General features: G+C 62.5%; 18 protein-coding genes, 1 tRNA gene and 1 other RNA gene. 12 read left to right on the forward strand and 8 right to left on the reverse strand.

Features of this window, described 5'->3' with window-relative positions:
• Positions 1-94 precede the first annotated feature (94 nt).
• From B3B04_RS09075 to B3B04_RS09095, 5 genes are all read left to right on the forward strand, one after another.
• Positions 95-1,018, forward strand: coding sequence for a glycine--tRNA ligase subunit alpha (locus tag B3B04_RS09075; RefSeq protein WP_409516055.1), 924 nt, complete (start codon positions 95-97; stop codon positions 1,016-1,018).
• Between the two features lie 2 nt (positions 1,019-1,020).
• Complete coding sequence (gene glyS, locus B3B04_RS09080) at positions 1,021-3,072, forward strand: glycine--tRNA ligase subunit beta (protein ID WP_292042097.1); 2,052 nt, start codon at positions 1,021-1,023, stop codon at positions 3,070-3,072.
• Between the two features lie 231 nt (positions 3,073-3,303).
• Positions 3,304-5,994, forward strand: coding sequence for a pyruvate, phosphate dikinase (ppdK, locus tag B3B04_RS09085; RefSeq protein ID WP_292042098.1), 2,691 nt, complete (start codon positions 3,304-3,306; stop codon positions 5,992-5,994).
• Between the two features lie 221 nt (positions 5,995-6,215).
• The gene (locus B3B04_RS09090; RefSeq protein WP_292042099.1) at positions 6,216-6,767 is read left to right on the forward strand and encodes a porin family protein; all 552 of its coding nucleotides are present in this window, start codon (positions 6,216-6,218) and stop codon (positions 6,765-6,767) included.
• A gap of 116 nt (positions 6,768-6,883) precedes the next feature.
• Positions 6,884-7,423 carry a porin family protein gene (locus tag B3B04_RS09095; RefSeq protein ID WP_292042101.1) on the forward strand — a complete coding sequence of 180 codons (540 nt, stop codon included), beginning with the start codon at positions 6,884-6,886 and terminating at the stop codon, positions 7,421-7,423.
• Between the two features lie 73 nt (positions 7,424-7,496).
• Here the strand turns inward: B3B04_RS09095 and B3B04_RS09100 are convergent, their stop codons facing one another.
• From B3B04_RS09100 to B3B04_RS09135, 8 genes are all read right to left on the reverse strand, one after another.
• Complete coding sequence (locus B3B04_RS09100) at positions 7,497-7,781, reverse strand: hypothetical protein (RefSeq protein ID WP_292042102.1); 285 nt, start codon at positions 7,779-7,781, stop codon at positions 7,497-7,499.
• A 98-nt stretch (positions 7,782-7,879) separates the two neighbouring features.
• Positions 7,880-9,025, reverse strand: a complete 1,146-nt coding sequence (locus tag B3B04_RS09105; protein ID WP_292042104.1) for a beta-ketoacyl-ACP synthase III — start codon at positions 9,023-9,025, stop codon at positions 7,880-7,882.
• A 130-nt stretch (positions 9,026-9,155) separates the two neighbouring features.
• On the reverse strand, positions 9,156-11,222 hold the full coding sequence (locus B3B04_RS09110) for a capsular polysaccharide biosynthesis protein (protein ID WP_292042105.1): 2,067 nt from the start codon (positions 11,220-11,222) through the stop codon (positions 9,156-9,158).
• 63 nt (positions 11,223-11,285) lie between these two features.
• Positions 11,286-12,104: an HpcH/HpaI aldolase/citrate lyase family protein gene (locus tag B3B04_RS09115; RefSeq protein ID WP_292042106.1), complete on the reverse strand. Its 819-nt coding sequence runs from the start codon at positions 12,102-12,104 to the stop codon at positions 11,286-11,288.
• A gap of 40 nt (positions 12,105-12,144) precedes the next feature.
• Positions 12,145-13,038: an ROK family protein gene (locus B3B04_RS09120; RefSeq protein ID WP_292042130.1), complete on the reverse strand. Its 894-nt coding sequence runs from the start codon at positions 13,036-13,038 to the stop codon at positions 12,145-12,147.
• Positions 13,038-13,529, reverse strand: a complete 492-nt coding sequence (locus tag B3B04_RS09125) for a GAF domain-containing protein (RefSeq protein ID WP_292042108.1) — start codon at positions 13,527-13,529, stop codon at positions 13,038-13,040. Before B3B04_RS09125 ends, B3B04_RS09120 begins: the two co-directional genes overlap by 1 nt.
• Positions 13,530-13,648: 119 nt before the next feature.
• A complete protein-coding gene (locus tag B3B04_RS09130; RefSeq protein WP_292042109.1) occupies positions 13,649-14,176 on the reverse strand; it encodes a PH domain-containing protein in 528 nt (175 codons plus the stop codon).
• Positions 14,177-14,331: 155 nt separating this feature from the next.
• A tRNA-Ile gene (locus B3B04_RS09135) sits at positions 14,332-14,407 on the reverse strand.
• Positions 14,408-14,601: 194 nt separating this feature from the next.
• Here B3B04_RS09135 and B3B04_RS09140 point away from each other — a divergent pair.
• From B3B04_RS09140 to rsmH, 7 genes are all read left to right on the forward strand, one after another.
• A complete protein-coding gene (locus B3B04_RS09140) occupies positions 14,602-15,345 on the forward strand; it encodes an SIMPL domain-containing protein (RefSeq protein WP_292042110.1) in 744 nt (247 codons plus the stop codon).
• 143 nt (positions 15,346-15,488) lie between these two features.
• Complete coding sequence (gene sppA, locus B3B04_RS09145; RefSeq protein WP_292042111.1) at positions 15,489-17,282, forward strand: signal peptide peptidase SppA; 1,794 nt, start codon at positions 15,489-15,491, stop codon at positions 17,280-17,282.
• A 104-nt stretch (positions 17,283-17,386) separates the two neighbouring features.
• Complete coding sequence (locus B3B04_RS09150; protein ID WP_292042113.1) at positions 17,387-17,719, forward strand: hypothetical protein; 333 nt, start codon at positions 17,387-17,389, stop codon at positions 17,717-17,719.
• Positions 17,720-17,734: 15 nt separating this feature from the next.
• Entirely contained in the window at positions 17,735-18,493 is a 759-nt protein-coding gene (locus B3B04_RS09155; protein WP_292042115.1) for an N-acetylmuramoyl-L-alanine amidase, read from the forward strand.
• 55 nt (positions 18,494-18,548) lie between these two features.
• Positions 18,549-18,921: RNase P RNA component class A (gene rnpB, locus B3B04_RS09160), an RNA gene on the forward strand.
• A 447-nt stretch (positions 18,922-19,368) separates the two neighbouring features.
• Positions 19,369-19,845 carry a division/cell wall cluster transcriptional repressor MraZ gene (locus B3B04_RS09165; RefSeq protein ID WP_292042116.1) on the forward strand — a complete coding sequence of 159 codons (477 nt, stop codon included), beginning with the start codon at positions 19,369-19,371 and terminating at the stop codon, positions 19,843-19,845.
• Positions 19,842-20,796, forward strand: a 955-nt coding sequence (rsmH, locus tag B3B04_RS09170; RefSeq protein ID WP_292042118.1) for a 16S rRNA (cytosine(1402)-N(4))-methyltransferase RsmH, incomplete at its 3' end; no start/stop codon positions are given. The genes B3B04_RS09165 and rsmH, both read left to right, overlap by 4 nt.

Here is a 20,796-nt window from a genome sequence, read left to right on the forward strand (position 1 = left end):
AACGCAACGATGATTGCGGGAAAATGAAGGCCTGCCTTGCCTTGCCGCGACAGGGCGAGGGGCTTATGGTCCGCGCCTCCCGAAATCGCACTGAATGTCGACCGTGGCCGCATCTGAACCTCTTTCGTTTCAGGACCTGATCCTGACCCTGCACCAATATTGGAGCGAGCAAGGCTGCGCGATTTTGCAGCCGTATGACATCGAGGTGGGCGCGGGCACCCTGCACCCCGCCACAGTCCTGCGCGCGTTGGGCAAGAAGCCGTGGAAGGCTGCCTATGTTCAGCCGTCGCGTCGTCCGGGCGATGGCCGTTACGGTGAAAACCCGAACCGCCTGCAGCACTATTACCAGTATCAGGTCATTCTGAAGCCGAACCCTGACAACCTGCAGGAGCTGTATCTCAACTCCCTGCGCGCCATCGGCATCGACCCCAGCCTTCACGACATCCGCTTCGTCGAGGACGACTGGGAAAACCCGACCGTCGGCGCATGGGGTCTGGGCTGGGAAGTCTGGTGTGACGGCATGGAAGTCACGCAGTTCACCTATTTCCAAGGCGTGGGCGGTATCGAGGTCGACGTCGTCTCGGGCGAGCTGACCTACGGTCTGGAACGTCTGGCCATGTATGTTCAGGGCGTCGACAACGTCTATGACCTGAAGTTCAACAAGGAAGGCCTGACCTATGGCGAAGTCTTCCTCGAGAACGAGCGCCAGCAGTCGGAAGCGAACTTCCACGGCTATGACGTTGCCGGTCTGAAGCGCCGCTTCGAGGACATGGAAGCCGAAGCCTCGCGCCTGCTGGCCATGAAGGGCCCGCAAGGCCAACCGCTGGTTCTGCCGGCCTATGATCAGGTTCTCAAAGCCTCGCACCTGTTCAACCTGATGGACGCACGCGGTGCTATCGCCGTGGCTGAGCGCCAATCCTATATCGGCCGCATCCGCGACCTGTGTAAGGCCTGCGCCACCGCCCAAGTCGAACAAGAGCGCCGCGAAGAAGCGGCTGCCGAAGCGAAAAACGCCTGATCATGTCCCAGCTTCTTATTGAAATCTTCTCCGAAGAAATCCCGGCCCGCATGCAGCAGGGCGGGGCGCGTGATTTGGAACGCATCGCGTCGGACGCGTTTAAAAAGGCAGGCCTGACGTGGGACAGCCTGACCACCTATGGCGGCCCGCGCCGCCTGACGCTGGTGGTCGAAGGCCTGCCGGTGGCAACGCCGGACTTGAACGAAGAGCTGAAAGGTCCCAAAACCTCGGCTCCGGCTCAGGCGCTGGAAGGCTTCCTGCGAAAGACCGGCCTGACGCAGGACCAACTGGTCGAGCGTGACGGCATCTATTACGCGCAGGTTTCGCAGAAGGGCCGCGCCACGACCGAGTTTGTGGCCGAAACTCTGGAAACCATCTTCCGCACCATGGCGTGGCCGAAGTCCCAGCGTTGGGGCTCGGGCAGCTTCCGCTGGGTTCGTCCGATCCACCGCATCATCGCCCTGTTTGATGGCGCAGTGATCCCCTATGCGCTGGACCTCGGCAGCACCATCGGTGGTGAAGGCCGCAAGATCGTCGCGTCGAACGTGACCGAAGGCCACCGCTTCATGGGTTCGGGCCAGCCGTTCGAAGTCACCGACTTCGCCGACTACCGCACCAAGCTGGAGCGCAACTTCGTCGTTCTGTCGTTCGAGGACCGCAAGGCCAAGGTGCTGGAAGGCGCCAAGGCCGTCTGCGCCGCCAAGGGTCTGGAACTGGTCGATGACATCGGCCTGCTGGACGAGGTGGCTGGTCTGGCCGAATGGCCGACCCCGATCCTTGGTGACATGGACCCCGCCTTCCTCGCTCTGCCGCCGGAAGTCGTTCGTCTGTCGATGAAGGTGCACCAGAAGTATTTCGCCGTCCGCACGCCGGGCGCTGAAGGCCTCGCTCCGCACTATGTCGTTGTCGCCAACGTTGAAGCTGCCGATGGCGGCAAGGCTCTGGCTGCCGGTAACTCTAAGGTTCTGTCGGCCCGTCTGAGCGACGGTGTGTTCTTCTGGGAAGAAGACCAGAAGGTCGGCTTCGACGCTTGGAACGCCAAGCTGTCGGGAGTCACTTTCCACGCCAAGCTGGGCACGATGGCCGACCGCGTCGAGCGTATCGCCAAACTGGCCGCCGAGATCGCGCCGCTGGTCGGTGCAGATGCGGGCGAGGCTGAAAAGGCCGCGCGTCTGTCCAAGGCCGATCTGGCTTCGGGCATGGTCGGCGAGTTCCCTGAACTGCAAGGCATCATGGGTGGCTATTACGCCCGCCTCGCTGGCCAGCCGGACGCCATCGCCGACGCCATCCGCGACCACTACCAGCCGCAAGGCCCGTCGGATAGCGTGCCGACCGCACCGCTGACCGTCGCGATTGCACTGGCCGACAAGATCGACACCCTGTCGGGCTTCTTCGCGATTGACGAGAAGCCGACCGGCTCGAAAGACCCGTACGCTCTTCGCCGTGCGGCTCTGGGCGTTATTCGTCTGATCCTCGACAACAATGTCCGCGCCTCGTTGCGTTCGCTGCTGTCGGGCGCTGGCGCAGCGACGGAAGAGCTTGTCGCCTTCTTCGCTGACCGTCTGACCGTCCTGCTGCGTGACCAAGGCCAGCGTCACGACCTTGTGGCGGCTGTGTTCGCGCTGGGTGATGACGATCTGGTGCGTATCGTGTCGCGCGTCGAGGCCCTGTCGGGCTTCCTCGCCACCGACGACGGTGCCAACCTGCTGGCCGGTTACAAGCGTGCCTCCAACATCCTCAAGGCCGAGGAGAAGAAGGGCGCTCTGCCGTCGGGCGAGGTTTCGACCTCTATGGCCAACCAGCCTGCCGAAGAAATCGCTCTGGCCAACGCCGCAGCAACGGCGGATGCCGCTGTGGACGCTGCCCTTAAGACCGAAGACTTCGCCGCCGCCATGACGGCACTGGCCCAGCTTCGCGCTCCGGTCGATGCCTTCTTCACCGGCGTCATGGTCAACTCGGACGTGGCAGAAGAGCGCGACAACCGCCTCAAACTGCTGGTTCAGGTCCGTGAAGTGATGGGCCGCGTGGCCGACTTCGGTCAGATCGCAGGCTAGTCCGGAACGGTCCCGACAATCCTGACGCGAACGGCACCCCAGTGGTGCCGTTTTGCGTTTCGGGCGCGCGTTTCCATGCGGCTACGAATAAAATTTCGAGAAATTGCTACAACCCATCACGGATTGTGACTGGCTAACTGTGGCCTTCGCAGGTGCAGCGCGATAGAGAGGCGCTCGAAACACAGGATTCTCATATACCCTGTGCGACGACCACGACCTAGGAACGGCGATATGACCAAGTGGGTGTACGGTTTCGGCGGCGGCTCGGCTGACGGCGATGCATCGATGAAGAACCTTCTCGGGGGCAAGGGTGCAAACCTCGCCGAGATGTCTTCTCTGGGGCTTCCGGTCCCTCCGGGTTTCACCATCACCACGGAAGTCTGCACCTATTACTACGCCAACGGCGAAACCTATCCGGCTGATCTGCAAGCGCAGGTTGCCGAGGCGCTGGCTAAGGTCGAAGGCGTGGTCGGTAAGACCTTTGGTTCGGTAGAGAACCCGCTGCTGGTCTCGGTCCGTTCGGGCGCACGCGCCTCGATGCCGGGCATGATGGACACCGTGCTGAACCTGGGCCTGAACGACGAAACCGTCGAAGGTCTGGCCAAGCTGTCGGGTGACCGTCGCTTCGCCTACGACAGCTACCGTCGCTTCATCGCCATGTATTCGAACGTGGTGCTTGGCCTTGGTCACGACCACTTCGAGGAAGTGCTGGACCAGCACAAGGAACGTCTGGGCGTTTCGGTCGATACCGAGCTGACTGCCGAGAACTGGGAAAAGGTCGTCGCCGACTATAAGGCGCTGGTCGAGCGCGAGCTGGGCAAGGCCTTCCCGCAGGATCCGCACGCCCAACTGTGGGGCGCTGTCGGTGCCGTGTTCGAGTCGTGGATGAACGACCGCGCGAAATTCTATCGCCGTATGCACGACATCCCCGAAAGCTGGGGCACCGCCGTCAACGTGCAGTCGATGGTGTTCGGCAACATGGGTGAAACCAGCGCCACCGGCGTGGCCTTTACCCGCAACCCGTCAACCGGCGAGAACAAGCTGTACGGCGAGTTCCTGATCAACGCCCAGGGCGAAGACGTGGTGGCCGGTATCCGCACCCCGCAATCCCTGACCAAGGCTGGCCGCGAGGAAATGGGCGAAACCGCTCCCTCGATGGAGGAGGCTATGCCGGAAGTGTTCAACCAGTTCGTCGACGTGGTCGGCCGTCTGGAAAGCCACTACCGCGACATGCAGGACATCGAGTTCACGGTCGAGCAGGGCCGTCTGTGGATGCTGCAAACCCGCAACGGCAAGCGCACCGCCAAGTCGGCGCTGAAGATCGCTGTTGAACTGGCGTCCGAGGGCGTGATCTCGCACGAGGAAGCTGTGTCGCGCGTTGAACCGGCTGCGCTGGACCAACTGCTGCACCCGACCATCGACCCGAAGGCCGAGCGTAAGGTCATCGCCAACGGCCTGCCGGCCTCGCCGGGCGCGGCCACGGGCAAGATCGTATTCGACGCCGACGAGGCCGAGCGCGCCGCCCAGAACGGCGATGCCGTCATTCTGGTGCGTGACGAAACCTCGCCGGAAGACATCCATGGCATGCATGCCGCGCGCGGCATCGTCACCGCTCGCGGTGGCATGACCTCGCACGCCGCCGTGGTGGCGCGTGGCATGGGCCGTCCGTGCGTCTCGGGCGCGGGCGAAATCCGCATCGACGACAAGTCGGGCACCTTCACCGTGCGTGGCCGCACCTTCAGGGCCGGCGAAGTCATCACCATCGACGGTGCCAAGGGCGAAGTCCTTGACGGTGCCGTCCAGATGATCGAGCCGGAACTGACGGGCGACTTCCAGACCCTGATGGGCTGGGCCGATGAGGTGCGCCGCCTTAAGGTCCGCGCCAATGCCGAAACTCCGCTGGATGCTAAGACCGCGCGCGGCTTCGGTGCCGAGGGCATCGGTCTGTGCCGCACCGAGCACATGTTCTTCGACGAAACCCGTATCGCCGCTGTGCGCGAAATGATCCTGTCGGACGACGAAGCCGGTCGCCGTGCCGCGCTGGCCAAGATCGCGCCGTTCCAGAAGTCCGACTTCGTGGAGCTGTTCACCATCATGTCGGGCCTGCCGGTGACGGTGCGTCTGCTTGACCCGCCGCTGCACGAGTTCATCCCGCACACGGACGCTGAAATCGACGCACTGGCCGCTTCGCAAGGACTGGATGCCGAGAAGCTGAAGATCCGCGCCAAGGACCTTCAGGAAACCAACCCGATGCTCGGCCACCGTGGCTGCCGTCTGGGTGTGGCCTATCCGGAAATCTACGAGATGCAGGTGCGTGCGGTGCTGGAGGCCGCTCTGGAGGTCAAGAAGAACACTGGCGAGGCACCGATCCCCGAAATCATGCACCCGCTGGTCGCTCTCGGCCTCGAGATGAAGTACCTGCGCGAGCTGACCGACAACACCGCCAAGGCCGTGTTCGCAGAGGCTGGCGACAGCGTTGAATATCTGGTCGGCACCATGGTCGAACTGCCGCGTGCGGCTCTGCGCGCCGGTGATCTGGCCGAGCACGCCGAGTTCTTCTCGTTCGGCACCAACGACCTGACCCAGACCACCTTCGGTATCAGCCGCGATGACTCGGGCCGCTTCCTGCAGGCCTATATGGACAAGGGCATCTTCGAGAACGACCCGTTCGTCCGCCTCGACACGAGCGGCGTAGGGGATCTGATCCGTATTGCCGAGGAACGCGGTCACGCACAGCGTCCGGGCATGAAGATGGGCATTTGTGGCGAACACGGCGGTGATCCGGCGTCGATCGCTTTCTGCGAGGAAGTGGGTCTGGATTACGTATCCTGCTCGCCGTACCGCGTGCCGATCGCCCGTCTGGCGGCGGCGCAGGCGGCTCTGGTCGCCAAGTCCGGTGTTGCCCGCGAAAAAGACCGCTAAGGCGACCCTAAAGTATTAATAAGAAGGCGGCCCTAGTGGCCGCCTTTTTTATTTCCAAAAACCGCCCCAATTGGCAGAACGTCGTGTGTGTTTTTAAATGCACAGTGATGACGCTTATGTAAATGGGCAGGGAACGCGGGAACAGGGCAGCCGTTTTGTTTGCGAGCTGGGACGCAAGGCGTGTTCGCTTTGAGTTCAATTCCAGCAAGGAGACATTAAATATGCGTAAGTTCCTGATTGCTACTGGCGCACTTGCTACCGTTGCTTTCGGCGGTGCCGCTATGGCTCAAACCTCGCCGGCAGCCTACGTAAATGGCCCAGTCTATTACGGTAACCTCGGTTACTCGCAACTGGACCAGTCGGATGGCGACCTCGGCGCGATTACCGGCCGTTTCGGTGCCAAGTTCAACCCGAACTTCGGCGTTGAAGGTGAAGCTTCGGTCGGCGTGAAGGACGATGACTTCACCGTTCTGGGCGTCGAGGGCTCGGTAAAGCACGACTATGACGTGGCGGCCTATGTGGTCGGCACCCTGCCGATCAACGACCAGTTCGAACTGTTCGCTCGCGGTGGCTACGGCTACAGCAAGATCAAGTCGGAACTGGGTGGTCTGTCGCGCACCGCTGACGGCGACAGCTGGAACTACGGTGCCGGTGCCAACTTCTACTTCGATGCCCAGAACGGCATCCGTGGCGACTGGACCCGTCGTGACTTCACCGACAGCGACGCTGGCGAAGTGGACGTCTATTCGGTGTCCTACGTCCGTCGTTTCTAAGGACGTGATGATCTGACAGGCGGCGTGGCTGGTCCGCCGCCTGTCCTTCCTCCCCCGCGACCAGTGGCCGTCCCCCGCGCGATGCGCGTCAGGGATGGCGAAACAGGAGTTTTGTAATGCGTAAGATCATGATGCTGGCCGCTGTGGCCGCCGTTGCTGCTACCCCGGCTCTGGCCCAATCGAACAGCTCGCCGTGGAGCATGGACGAAGCCCGTGGCTATGGCTCGCTGGGCTATAGCTATCTGGAAGACAGCTACACCGGCGCGGTTCAAGGCCGCATGGGTGTTGAACTGAACCGCTATCTGGCGCTGGAAGCCGAAGTCGGCGTGGGCGTTAAAGACAAGGACTTCTCGGTTCTGGGTCAAGACGGCACCCTGAAGCACGAATGGGACGCCGCTGGTTACGTCGTCGGCAAGGTTCCGGTCGGCGAGAACTTTGAAGTCTTCGCTCGCGGTGGCTATGGCCACACCGAAATGAAGCGTGAACTGGCTGGTGTCAGCACCGACGAGGGTGGTGATCACTGGTCGTACGGCGCTGGTGCCGAGTTCAAGCTGAACGAAGACAACGGCATCCGTGCCGACTGGACCCGGCGTGAGTTCAAGGGCGACCGTGACAGCCTTGATGCCTACAGCGTCAACTACGTCCGTCGCTTCTAAGACCTGACGGTCTGAAAAACGACAAAGGCCCGCCTCTGGAAAAGAGGCGGGCCTTATTGTTGTCTGATGCCCGTTAGTGGCTGTGCAGCAGGTCGGGAGCCAGTGCCCAACGCAAGGAGCCTTCGCCGAACGGACGGATGAAGAAGTCACGATACCGTTCAAAGGCCTCGATGATTTTCGACTTCAGATCCTGCGTGACGGATTCGCCGCGTTGACGCTTCATCGCGGCCACGCAGTTGATCACCATATCCTGATGGGCCGAACCGCCCATGCGGTGCAGCACCAATGCAATGTCGTGCGCCAGCGGATCGTCCAGGCGATCCGTCCACGGCGAAGTGGTCGCTTTAGCCATAGTCATTACCGGATCCCAACCCCGATAAAATTCAGTGACTAGGGATTGCAAAAAAATCCGAACAGTGCAAGCGACTCATTCAAATTGAGACGCTTGCTGCCGAATTATCCCCGTTTTTCAACAAACACCGTACCGGCGGAATAGCCCGCGCCAAAGCTGCAGATGATGCCCTTCTCGCCAGAGGCGAAACCATCATTGTGCAGGTGGAAGGCAATGATCGACCCGGCCGAGGAGGTGTTGGCGTAGTCATCAAGGATGATCACGTTCTCTTCCGCCGTCGGTTCGCGGCCCAGGACGCGCTTTCCGATCAGGTGGTTCATATTGATGTTGGCCTGATGCAGCCACAGGCGTTTCAGGCTGGTCGGGTCGATATTCAGCTTGGCGGCTTCGTCGACAATCATCTCCGAGACCATCGGCACCACTTCCTTGAACACCTTGCGACCCTGCTGGACGAACAGCTTGTCGGTCAGGCCGTCAGACGGAATCGGCTCGGCGGTGTCGGTCGGCAGGTGGGTGCGGTTCAGGAAGCCGAAATTATTGCGGATATTGTTGGAAAACTGGGTCTTGAGGTTCGTGCCCAGAATCGCCCAGCCCCCCGGCGCGGCGGTCGCTTCGCTCTCGACGATGACGGCAGTGGCCACATCACCAAAGATGAAGTGGCTGTCGCGGTCCTTGAAGTTGAGATGGGCCGAGCAGATTTCCGGATTGACCATCAGCACGGCCTTGGCCGAGCCGGAGGCCACAAAATCAGCTGCCGTCTTGATGCCAAAGGTGGCAGAGGAGCAGGCCACATTCATGTCGAAGGCAAAGCCGTCGATACCCAGCGCCTGCTGAACCTCAATGGCCATGGCCGGATACGCGCGCTGCATGTTGGAGGCAGCGCAGATCACGGCACCGATCTCGCTGACCGGCTTGCCCCAGCGTTTGATGGCGTCTTCGGCGGCCCTGACCGCCATTTCGGCCAGCACCGAGATTTCGTCATTGCCCCGGGAAGGCAGGCGCGGGGCCATGCGTGACGGATCAAGAATGCCTTCCTTGTCCATCACATAGCGGCTCTTGATGCCCGATGCTTTTTCGATGAAGGCGCTGGAGGAGTGGGCCTTGGGCTCGACTTCACCGGCTTCGATGGCGGCGGCATTGGCCGCGTTCCACTGGTCGACCCAGGCGTTATAGGTCTCGACTAGCTCGTCGTTAGAAATCGACTGCTCGGGGGTGTAAAGGCCGGTGGCGGCGATGACGGCTTTGTGCACTTCGTTTCTTCCTCACGCTCGGTGGCGCGGTTCGCTGGGCCGGGTGACCCGTTAGTTACAGGTCTTGTCCGGTGTTTGCGGCGAACTTCTGTCCGTCAGGCGAGCGGGCTTCTCTAAATGTTTGAGTCTATCAATAGGACGGTGGAGCGCTGCGGTCGAGGCTTGCTTGTATTCCGCGCCACCAACGATTGATCCGGCCGCGCGGCGGGGCGGGCAGGGGCGTGTCGCGCGCGGCAATCAACAGGCGAACCAGATCCTCTGCCTCGCACGGCCAGCCTTCGGGCGTGACATAGATCGGATAGTCGATCAGGGCGGCGTGGATCAGCTCATCGAGACTGATCTGTCGACCGCGCCGTTCAAAGGTCATCCGGTCATCGGTCAGGCCCCATCCGGCATAGAAGGGGCGGCCATAGACGCTGACGGCCTTGCCGCGCATCAGGGCCTCGAACCCCGACAGCGACGTCAGGGTGGCCAAGCGATCACAGGCGTTCAGACAGTCGATGATATCCATATCGTCGGCCACGGCGTCCACTTCCTCCATCGCCGCCGCATCCAGCAGACCCGGACGGTTGCCCGAGGTGACGTCGGGGTGGTTGCGATAGATCAGGAAGGCGTCGGGATAATCGGCGCGGGCGGCCTTGACCAAGCCGGAGTTGGTGCGGATGTCACCGCATCCGGTCAGGATGGATTTGTCGTTCTCGACCTGACCGACCACCAACAGGATCGGTTTGTCCTTGGGCCAGTCGGCGGGCAGGGCGCTGCCCTTGATATTGTATTTCGACAGGCCCGCTCCCACGACCGCATCGCGTAACAGACGGGCCCGCTCCAGTTGGCGCGGCGACCGGTTGTTGCTTGCTATCAGGCTTTCCAACCGGCTCGGCGCCGACGGGTCGTAGTAGACGCCCTGATCGTCCAGAGCCACCGACAGGGCCCCGAAGAAGTCCGACCCCAGACCGCGCGAGCGGATAAAGCCGTCCTCCATCCGCACGGTCGGGCCGTCATAGGAATCGGCGGCGGCGCGGATGATCGGGTTCTCCTTGCCTGCCCACCAGATCAGCTTGCCGTTGTTCAGACGCGCGTCGGCCAGTGCGGCGCTGGATCGCCAGAAATAGCGGACAGTGCCCTTGGGGCTGTTCAACAGACGGCGCACCGGCGGGCGCTTGGCAGGGGCGAACCCGACGGCGGACCAATGACCGGCCAGACGGTCGGCACGGTCGCGCAAGGCAATCAGCCGCTCCAGCGCCTGTTCGGCCTCGCAAGCCTTGCCCGTCACCGGATCGACATAGCGGGTGTAGCGGATCATGGCGGCGGCCACGACCTGCTCGACCGTGCGCGGCTGGCCTCTGCGGCCCGTCAGCACCGTGTCCTGCGTCAGGCCCCAGCCTGAATAGAAGGGCGCTCCGAAACAGCGGACGGGCTTGCCGCGCAGCAGGGCCTCGAACCCCAGCGCCGATGTCACCACATAGACCGCATCCACCGCGTCCAGCAGCTCGGCAGGGCGCACATCGGTGTCGATGAGGGTCACGCCCGCCAGCTGGTCGGCGGGGATGCAGCCCTGCTTGCGGCCTGCGGCCACGGCAGGGTGGCGTTTGACGATGATCTGGGCACCGGGGTGTTCGGTGCGGGCGGCGTCCAGCATTTCGGCAAACCGCGCCTCGGTCGCCATTCCATAGGCGATAGAGGCGTCACCATAGGTCTGATCCACCACCAGCACGCGCGGGCGGTTTTCCAGCACAAAGGCGTCCAGCACCACGCCCATATTGGTCTTGGAAATCCGCGTCTGGACCATGCGGTCGATCAGGGCGCGGGCGCGGGCGGCCATGGCCTCGTCGCACCATTGCGGCGCGGTCTCGATCAGGGCTTCAAGACGGCTGGGGCGGGTGGCGTCATAATAGATGCCGAGATCATCGACCACGACACTGAGGCTGGTTGCACCGCTCTCGCCTAATCCGACAGAGCGCAGAAAGCCGTCTTCCAGCGCCACATAGGGTTTGTTGTTCTTCTGTGCCCATGCGCGGCCCACGCGGCTGGACGGTTTCAGGCCCCAGCCCATCACCACATCCACATCCGCAGATGGCAGCTTCAGGATGGCATAGTCGGCCACGAAGGTCGCCAGATGCGGCACCTTCAATACCCCCGGCGCACAGACCCAGGCCTTAGGGCGGCGCGATACGTCAGCGGGGGCAGTTTCCATCATGGGTTTTGTTTAGGCGGCGGCTGTCGCCATAGCTATATGTTCCGCGCAACACCCTGTGGGCAATCACAGGTCGGCCAGCAACGCCTTGGCCTGTTCCAGATGCAACCGCTCGACCATTTCCCCTTCCAGACGGATGACGCCTTGGCCCTCGGACTCGGGCCTATCAAATGCCGCGACGACCTTTTGCGCCCATTCGATTTCGGCGGGCGAGGGGCCAAAGGCGGCATTGGCGGGCGCGATTTGGGACGGGTGGATCAGGCTTTTGCCATCAAAACCGTAAAGGCGACCCTGCGCGGCCTCGGCGGCAAAGCCATCCTCGTCCTTGATGCGGTTGAACACGCCGTCGATGGCGACCAGCCTGTTGGCGCGGGCATGGGCGACTACGGCGGCCAGCCAAGGCTTGAATGGCTCGCGGTCGGGGCTTGGGCCTGTCTTCATTTCCTTGGCCAGATCATTCACGCCCAGCATCAGGCCCGACAGCACACCGCCCGCAGAGGCGATATCTTTCAGGTCCACCAGAGCCTTGGGCGTCTCCACCATGGCCCACAGCTGTTGGTCGAGGCGCAGCACGTCGCTGATGGCCTTTACCTGCTGGTCGTCTTCGATCTTGGGCGCGACGATCAGGGAAACGGGCGCGTCCTTCAGGGCTTGGAGATCCTCTTCGGCCCAAGGGGTGTCCAGCGCATTAATACGGACCGCCAGCTTGGGGCCAAACCCACCGGCGACGGCAGCTTGGATGGCGGCGACACGGGCATCGGCCTTGGCTTCGGGCGCGACGGCGTCCTCAAGGTCCAGCACCGCCACATCGCAATCCAGTGTACGCGCCTTTTTGATAGCGCGCGGGTTGCTGGCGGGCAGATACAGGACGCTGCGGACTTTCATCGGACACTCGCTGAAGATGGAGCGTCGACCATAGCCGCCCTTAGTCCCAGAGGCGAGCGGCCCCGCGTACGCCGGAACTATCGCCCCATCGCGCAGGCACCACGGCGGCGTTCCAGATATCGGAGAACACACGGCTGGCGACCAAGTGGTCCAGTCCGTCATAAAGCTCGGGGATGTTGGACAAGCCGCCGCCCAGCACGATGATCTCCGGATCAACCAGATTGACCACGGCGGCCAGCGCCCGCGCCACGCGGTCGCGCAGCAGGTCCATCTGTTGGCGGGCAGCGGGGTCGCCCGATCTCAGGGCGTCGGTGATCTGCTCGCAGGTCCAGTCACGGCCTGTCGCCTCGCGGTGGGCGCGGGCAAAGCCGGTGCCGGAAATCCAGTTCTCCAGACAGTTGGACTGTCCGCACCAGCACACAGGGCCGGGCACCTCGTCCAGCGTGGGCCATGGCAGCGGGTTGTGACCCATTTCCGCGGCCACGCCGTGACGGCCCTCGACCAGTTTGCCATCGATGACCAGACCGGCCCCGCAGCCTGTGCCCAGAATGACGGCATAGACAGAAGCGTGCCCTTCGCCCGCGCCATCCACGGCTTCGGACAGAGCCAGACAGTTGGCATCATTGGCTAGCCGCACAGGGCGGCCCAGATACTGTTGCAGATCAGCCTGAAACGGGCGGCCATTCAGATACTGGCTGTTGGCATTGCGGATCAGCCCCGTCAGCGGCGAGGGTGATCCCGGAATGGCCAGACCGATAGAGCGCGCCGGACCGGCCTTGGCCTCTACCTCGGCGACCAGAGACTTTACCGTCTCCAGCGCGCCGTCATAGCTGCCGGGGTTGGGCTGGCGGATACGGGCGGCAAAGCCGCCAGCGTCATCGACGGCTGCGACCTCGATCTTCGTCCCGCCAAAGTCCACCCCGATCCGCATGATCAGCCAAATACCTTGGCCATCAGACGCTCCAGCCATTCCTGATCGACGGCGTCGAAGGCGGCTTTTTCGGTAGCATCCACGTCCAGCACGGCGATCAGCTTTCTGTCGGCACCGAACACCGGCACCACGATTTCGCTTTGGGAACGGCTGTCGCAGGCGATGTGCCCTTCAAACGCATGCACATCCTCGACCAGCTGGGTCTTGCCCTCACGCGCGGCAGCCCCGCAGACGCCGCGCGCGAACGGAATGCGCAAACAGCCAAGCGTACCCTGGTACGGTCCGACGACCAGTTCGTTTTCCTTCAACGAATCGACCACATAGAAGCCCGTCCAGAAAAAAGCCTCGAACGCGTCGCTCAGCATGGATGACACGGTCGCCATCTTGGCCGTCAGATTGGTTTCACCCTCCAGCACGGCCAGAATCTCGGCCTCGACCTCGGCATAGCGTTCGGCCTTGTCGGCAGGGCGGTCATCGCGGGCAATATAGGACATGGATGTACTTCAAGCTTGAGAGGGGCTGAACATAGGCGCATGCGCCGCCGAGGAAAGGGGCGACGGCTATCACATACGAAAAAGCCGGGCGGCTGGACCGGGCTTTATTTAAGGATGGCTCAGTTCAGCTTCGCTTCAATGCGTTTCAGGCTGTCCCGAATTTCGCCCAGCAGGCTCAGCGTGCTGTCGCCCGTGGCGGACGGCTTGTCGCCATTGGCCAGCGCATCGCGACGCGCAAGGATCATATCGCGCACCTGACGGGCATCGATCACGCCCAGCAGATCGGCGTCCGACTTTCCTGTGGCGGCATTGCGTTGACCCGCCGTCTCGATACGCAGGCCCAGCAGGCCGAACTTGGACAACAGCGGTCCTTCGCGGATCGAGATGTCCTGGATCTTGTCCATCGGAATGGTCAGTTCCTGTTTGAAGAACACGCCCTTGGCGATCACGACGCTGCGGTCAGTGATGTGAAGCTTCAGGCTTCTGTAATAGCGATCCGCCCACCAGGTTCCGGCTACGAGCCACAGAGGCAAAACCAATATGCCCACCACGGTCACGATCAGGGTCAGAGCGCCCGACAGAAAGAAATAGACCTTCAGCTTAGGACTGAATGGCGCCTCGGTGACGGTAGCCGGATGTGTCGTCATGTCCCCTCCATTAGCAGTGGATAGGAGCACGTCGGTGATGTGGCGGCAATCGGCGACGGAATGAGCCTCCCCCGCCTGATTATGGCCCTTCGTTGACACTACCTGTTGAGCAGGATGGGTGTCAGTGAAACGCAATCAATCGAGAAATAATGGGGTGGTAGGCGTGGAGGGACTCGAACCCCCAACCAGACCGTTATGAGCGGTCGGCTCTAACCATTGAGCTACACGCCCCCGAAGCATGCTTTCGCAGGGATGCGTTGCCTAGCAGCGGATTTGCGAGAAGCAAAGAGGGAAGGTGACCGATTTCAGGCGGCAGGATGAATAAGGCCTGACGCAAATGTTGGCACTGCGCTCATGGTCGCGCGTTCACTGTAGGCAATCAAGGTTCGGCATTGAGTCCGTGCCCCTTAACGGAGACGCAAACGATGAAATCTGCTGCCAAGCGCCTGATGCTGGGTTCGGCCCTGGCTGTGGCCATTCTGCCTGTCACCGCCTTGCCTGCTGCTGCTCAGGATCAATCCGCGTCGAGGCCCCACATGATGAGTCGTTCGCCTACCCTGAACCTGTCGGCGTCCGGAGAGGTGAAGGTGGCTCCGGATATGGCTAGCTTGAGCTTTGGCGTCGTCACCGAACATGCGACGGCGCAAGAAGCCATGGCCGCCAACGCCCGCCAGATGACGCAGGTCATGCAGGCGCTGCGCCGTGCGGGCATCGCCGAGCGTGATGTACAGACATCTGGCCTGAACCTTCAGGCGCAGTATGATTACGTCGAGAACCAGTCGCCGCGCCTGCGGGGCTATCAGGCTTCGAACCGCGTAACGGTGAATGTCTATGATCTGGCCAAGCTGGGCACGACCGTCGATTCTGTCGTCGGCGCGGGCGTGAACCAGATCGAAGGCGTCGAGTTCGGTCTGCGCGACCCGCGCGCCGCCGAGGATCAGGCCCGCCAACTGGCCGTTCAGTCGTTGCAAGCCAAGGCTGCCCTCTATGCTCAGGCTCTGGGCAAGCCGCTGGGCAGCATCCGCAATCTGACCGAGAGCGGTGGTTATGTGCCCGAGCCGCGTCCGATGTTTGCCCGCGCGGCCATGGCCGAAGCCTCTACCCCGGTCGCGGCCGGTGAACTGAGCGTGCGCGTAAACATCACGGGCGTTTACAGTCTGGAACGCTAACATTCGTTCGCCATAAAAAATCTAGAACGCCGGTGGTTGGAGACAGTCACCGGCGTTTTTGCCGCATGGAAGATTTGGACGCGGCCTTTTGCGGCGGGTATAGCTGATGTCTCTCTGGGGTTTCGGCACCAAACGGACGATTTATGAAACAGTTCTTTCTGACCATGCTTGGCGTCTTTGCCGGGCTCGTCACCTTTTTCGTCATCCTGCCGGTGGTGGGCCTGATCATACTGATGGCCGCTGCCGGTGCCGCAAAGCCGACAACCCCGTCGCACACGGTTCTGGAACTGGACCTGCGCAATGGTCTGACCGACCAGACGCCCACCAATCCGTTTGCCATGTTTGGCGACAGCACCTCGGTGATGCAGGTGGTGGATACTCTGGCTCAGGCCGAGCAGGACAGCAGCGTCAAGGTGCTGCTGGTTCGCGCCCCCGAGATGGGGATGACCCCGGCCTATGCCGATGAAATCCGTCAGGCCATCCAGCGCTTCCGCAAGTCGGGCAAAACCGTGATCGCCCACAGTCAGGGCTTCCTTCCTGCCGGTGCGGTGGTGTCGTCCTACATGGTGGCATCGTCGGCGGATGAACTGTGGATGCAGAACACTTCGTCGTTCCAGGCCACGGGCCTGTCGAGCGAGAGCCTGTTTCTCGGTCGCGCGCTCCAGAAGTATGGCGTGACCGCCGATTTCGAGCAGCGCTATGAATACAAGAATGCGGTGAACGAGTTCACCCAGTCCGACTATACCGCCCCGCACCGCGAGGCGATGCTGGCCTGGATGAACTCCATCCACGAAAACGCGCTCAGCTCTATCGCCGCCGATCGCGATATGACCGCCCAGTCGCTGAAGGCGATCATCGAGGGCGGCCCCTATACGTCGGAACGCGCCGTCGAGCTGAAGCTGGTGGACCGTATCGGTCAGGTCGAAGAGGCCGAGGCCGCCGCCCGTGAAAAGGCGGGCAAGGACGCCAAAATCGTCAAATTCGGCGAATACGCCAGCATGAAGGGCCTGCGCTCGGCGACCGGTTCCAACGCCAAGTCCACCATCGCCATCGTCAGCGGAGAGGGGGCTATCATGACGGGTCGTGGCGGCAGCAACTCGCCGTTCGGCTCGGCTACGGAAATCCGATCCGACGACCTGGCGCGCTCGCTTTATAAGGCGGTGGACGACAAGGACGTGAAGGCCATCGTGTTCCGCGTCTCCTCACCGGGCGGCTCGCCCGATGCGTCCGAGCAGATTCTGGCCGCCCTGCGCGCAGCCAAGGCGGCTGGCAAGCCGGTGGTCGTGTCCATGGGGGCCTATGCCGCTTCAGGTGGCTACTGGATTTCGTCTGAAGCCGACTGGATCGTAGCCCAGCCCACCACGCTGACAGGTTCGATTGGTGTCTATGGCGGCAAGATCGCCTTTGCGGACGCCCTGTCTCGCTTTGGTGTGGACACCCGCCGCCTGTCGGTCGGGGGCCAGTTCGCTGATGCCTACAACACCATGGAAGGTTTCAGCCCCGAAGAGCGCGCCGCCGTGGCGGCGTCGATGGACCTGATCTACGAACAGTTCGTGGCCCGCGTGGCCAAGGGTCGCAATCTGCCGGTGGATCGCGTGCGCGAAATCGCGCGTGGCCGCGTCTGGACTGGGGCGCAGGCTCTGGAATTGGGTCTGGTGGACCAGATGGGCGGTGTGACCGAGGCTGTCGCCAAGGCGCGCCAGCTGGCCGAGATTCCGTCGGCTGAACATGTTCGCCTGAAATATTTCCCGGCCCCGCAAACCCCGTGGGAAGCCTTGGCCTCGGCCTTTGGTACCTCTTCGCAGGCGGCTCAGGCGCTGGTCGGCATGGGTCGGATCATGAACGATCCGGCAGCCCAAAGCCTGATCACCCGCGTGCAGACCCAGCGTCTGCGCGAGCAGGGACATTCCGTCTTGGCGGAACAACCTGCATTCTGAAACGCTGACCGGTCTGTGATGTCGCAGGTCATTGACCGTTCAGCTTCGGCGGACGACATTACAGACCAAGCGCTCTCCCCGCGCTGACAGAGGCTTTGATTTTAATGATCCAGTCCGATCCCGTTGCGCAGATCTCCTTCGCCTCGCGCCGTCGCGCCGGTGGCGGTATTCTCGGCCCGTTCATGTGGCTGGGTGGAGTGATCGCGACGGCCGTCGCTCTGTTTGTCGGTGCGGCGCTGGCGATTCTGACGGCGGCGGCTGTGGCTGCCATTGCCCTGATCGGCAGCGTGCTGCTGTTCTTTGCCGGTTTTGCCTTCCGCGCCCGTCGCGCGCGCCAGATGCGTGCGGCCCAAAAGCAAGCCGATGAAGGCGTGATCGACGCGCAAAAGGTGGGCGACACCTGGGTGGCCTATGGTTGGGAGCGCAACAGCCAGTAAGGCTGCGGACTGACTATGGAGTTCATCGAGGCCCCGTCCCCGAATTTTGACGAGCGTCGGGTCCTCCCTGACATTCTGGTCCTTCACTACACCGGCATGCAGACCGGAGAGGCGGCGCTGGTGCGTCTGCGCGATCCCGAGGCCAAGGTGTCGTCACACTATCTGGTCGAGGAAGATGGCCGCATCTTCCGTCTGGTGCCCGAAGAGCGCCGCGCGTGGCACGCTGGCCGTGGCGCATGGCAGGGCACCGACGACGTCAACACCGCCTCCATCGGCATCGAAATCGTCAATCCGGGCCATGAGTTCGGCTATCGTCCATTCCCCGAGCCCCAGATGGCGTCGGTCGTCGCGCTGGTCGCCGATATCCGCAGCCGCTGGACCATTCCCGACAGCCGCATCATCGGCCATTCCGACATGGCACCCACCCGCAAGGATGACCCCGGCGAATTGTTCCCGTGGAAACGTCTGGCAGGCGAGGGGCACGGCCTGTGGTTCGAGCCCGCTGCCGAGCGGGTAAAGGCGCTGGGTGCGCCGCTGCAACCGGGTGATGAGGGGCTGGGCGTTCTGGTCCTTCGTTCGGGCCTTCACCGTCTGGGCTATCCCATCGCGCCGGGCGGCGAGTATGACGAGGAAACCGTCAAAACCGTCACCGCCTTCCAGCGCCACTGGCGCCAGCACCGCGTGGACGGCATCGCCGACGGAGAGACCCGCGCCCGCCTTGTCGGCCTGCTGCAACTGGCCAGCGTCGAGAGCGTCACCGGCGTTCTGGACTGATCTTTATCGCATCGCCTCATTGACCTGAGTGCCGGAACGCGGCACTGGAACCGCGCCAGACGGTCGGACGGTCGCGTCAGGGCTTAGCCCCTGCCGAGGAAAGTCCGGGCTCCACGGTGAAAAGGCGGCGGGTAACGCCCGCCCGGGGTGACCCGAGAGACAGTGCCACAGAAAGCAAACCGCCTCGATCCGTCGGGGTAAGGGTGAAAGGGTGGGGTAAGAGCCCACCGCGTCTTCGGTAACGAAGATGGCAAGGTAAACCTCGCCTGGAGCAAGACCAAATAGGGACGTCGCGCGGGTTCGCCCGCAGGGTTCACCGCCCCGGACGTCCGGGTAGGTCGCGAGAGCCGCTCAGCAATGGGTGGCCTAGAGGAATGATCGTCACCACCTTGGTGGGACAAAACCCGGCTTATAGACCGTCTGGCATTATCGTCCGCAGGCTGAAATGGGATCACCCGCCACCGCCGCGTGGCCTATGGGACGAAATGGGACGTCGCCTCCGGCCAAGCTTCGGAAATGGGATGGGCGGCCCAGAAAATCGAAATTTTATTTACCTTGATGGGATAGGCTGACACCACGGGCTCAATCGTGGCCGTTTCGTGGCAAAGCCCTTTGCTAAGGCCTTGTCTGCGTATCGGAAATCACGATTGGACACAGTTTGCCCACAGGTGGAGCGTTCTGTGTATGTTCTTGATTTGCGGGCCTTCTTGTCCACCGCCAAGATGAAAACTTAGTTAAACAGCCCGCTTCATCCCATTGAGGCCCATTTCATCCCATGATATCCCAGAAACTGATCTGATCGGCTGTAGGGCGCACGCTTTGTGAGGCCCGCCGAAGACGCAGGGACGGGCCGACGGGCTCGATTGGGACAGGGCGTGTTTCTCTCGACATATGAGAAACAATTGGACGCGAAGCGCCGCCTGCTCATTCCAGGCGACTTCCGCACGGCCGAAAACGGTGCCGAGCACGGCGTCTTCCTGTTCCCCTCCATCGAAGCTGACTGTCTGGAAGCGGGGGGCGAGCATCTGTTTGCCGTCTATAACGAGATGATCCAGTCCCTGCCGTTCGGCTCAGCCGAGCGTTCGGCGCTGGAATGGCAGGTCATGGGTGAGCAGGTTCGCCTGTCGTACGACAGCGGTGGCCGTATCACCCTGCCGGAACACCTGTGCCTCGAAGCGGGCCTGTCGGGCGATGTGGTCATCGTTGGCCTGAACGACCGTTTCCAGATCTGGGCCAAGGACAAGTGGATGGAGCGCCGCGCCGAGCAGCGCCGTCTGGCCAAGGAAGGTCTGGCCCAAATCGGCAAGGCTAAGCTGGATGCCCAGATGAAACTGGCAGGGGGCGGTCAATGAGTGACAAGCCTCACCTGTCCGTCATGCTGGCCGAAGTTCTGGCCGCGCTGGAGCCCAAGCCCGGCGATGTGATCATCGATGCGACCTTTGGCGCTGGTGGATACACCCGCGCCATTCTGGCGACAGGCGCAGAGGTTATCGGTCTCGACCGCGACCCGACCGTTCAGGTTCACGCCGAGGCTGTCAAAGCCGAGTTCGGCGACCGCTTCCAACTGATCCAGACCCCGTTCGGCGATCTGGACAGCGCTTTCGAACAAAGCGGCAAGGCCAAGCTGGATGGTGCCGTGTTCGACATCGGTGTCTCGTCGATGCAGCTGGACCAAGCCGAGCGTGGCTTCTCTTTCATGCGTGACGGTCCGCTGGACATGCGCATGGCCGATACCGGCGAAACGGCAGCGGACATCGTCAATACGTGGGACCATGGCCCGCTGGCCCACATCATCAAACTGTATGGCGAAGAGCGTCAGGCCGGTCGTGTAGCGACCGCCATCCTGCGTCGCCGTACAGAGCAGCCGTTCACCCGCACGCTGGATCTGGCCGAAGTGGTCGAGAAGGCTCTGGGCGGTCGCCGTGGCGCGGCTATCCATCCGGCCACGCGTACTTTTCAGGCGCTGCGGATCGCGGTGAATGACGAACTGGGCGAACTGGAGCGCGGCCTGGAGGCTGCCGAGGCCAAGCTGGCACCCGGTGGACGTCTGGTCGTGGTGACTTTCCATTCGCTGGAAGACCGTATCGTCAAAAACTTCCTGACCGAGCGCACCGGCAATACGCCGGCGGGCTCGCGTCACGCGCCGGTGGCGGTTGATCCGCGCCAGCCGACCTTCACGCTGAAGTTCAAGGGCGCGCAGGCCGCGACCGAAGACGAGAGCGCGATCAACCCGCGCGCCCGCTCGGCCAAGCTGCGCGCGGCGATCCGCACCGATGCGCCGGCATGGTCCAACCGTCAGGGGA

Source organism: Brevundimonas sp. UBA5713 (genome assembly GCF_002419815.1).
Classification (GTDB): domain Bacteria; phylum Pseudomonadota; class Alphaproteobacteria; order Caulobacterales; family Caulobacteraceae; genus Brevundimonas.

What these genes read in the sequence shown, in the direction of transcription:
- B3B04_RS09075 (WP_409516055.1), top strand. Translation starts at nt 95, where the DNA reads ATGTCGACCGTGGCCGCATCTGAACCTCTTTCGTTTCAGGACCTGATC.
- glyS (WP_292042097.1), top strand. Translation starts at nt 1,021, where the DNA reads ATGTCCCAGCTTCTTATTGAAATCTTCTCCGAAGAAATCCCGGCCCGC.
- ppdK (WP_292042098.1), top strand. Translation starts at nt 3,304, where the DNA reads ATGACCAAGTGGGTGTACGGTTTCGGCGGCGGCTCGGCTGACGGCGAT.
- B3B04_RS09090 (WP_292042099.1), top strand. Translation starts at nt 6,216, where the DNA reads ATGCGTAAGTTCCTGATTGCTACTGGCGCACTTGCTACCGTTGCTTTC.
- B3B04_RS09095 (WP_292042101.1), top strand. Translation starts at nt 6,884, where the DNA reads ATGCGTAAGATCATGATGCTGGCCGCTGTGGCCGCCGTTGCTGCTACC.
- B3B04_RS09100 (WP_292042102.1), bottom strand. Translation starts at nt 7,781, where the DNA reads ATGACTATGGCTAAAGCGACCACTTCGCCGTGGACGGATCGCCTGGAC.
- B3B04_RS09110 (WP_292042105.1), bottom strand. Translation starts at nt 11,222, where the DNA reads ATGATGGAAACTGCCCCCGCTGACGTATCGCGCCGCCCTAAGGCCTGG.
- B3B04_RS09115 (WP_292042106.1), bottom strand. Translation starts at nt 12,104, where the DNA reads ATGAAAGTCCGCAGCGTCCTGTATCTGCCCGCCAGCAACCCGCGCGCT.
- B3B04_RS09125 (WP_292042108.1), bottom strand. Translation starts at nt 13,529, where the DNA reads ATGTCCTATATTGCCCGCGATGACCGCCCTGCCGACAAGGCCGAACGC.
- B3B04_RS09130 (WP_292042109.1), bottom strand. Translation starts at nt 14,176, where the DNA reads ATGACGACACATCCGGCTACCGTCACCGAGGCGCCATTCAGTCCTAAG.
- B3B04_RS09140 (WP_292042110.1), top strand. Translation starts at nt 14,602, where the DNA reads ATGAAATCTGCTGCCAAGCGCCTGATGCTGGGTTCGGCCCTGGCTGTG.
- sppA (WP_292042111.1), top strand. Translation starts at nt 15,489, where the DNA reads ATGAAACAGTTCTTTCTGACCATGCTTGGCGTCTTTGCCGGGCTCGTC.
- B3B04_RS09150 (WP_292042113.1), top strand. Translation starts at nt 17,387, where the DNA reads ATGATCCAGTCCGATCCCGTTGCGCAGATCTCCTTCGCCTCGCGCCGT.
- B3B04_RS09155 (WP_292042115.1), top strand. Translation starts at nt 17,735, where the DNA reads ATGGAGTTCATCGAGGCCCCGTCCCCGAATTTTGACGAGCGTCGGGTC.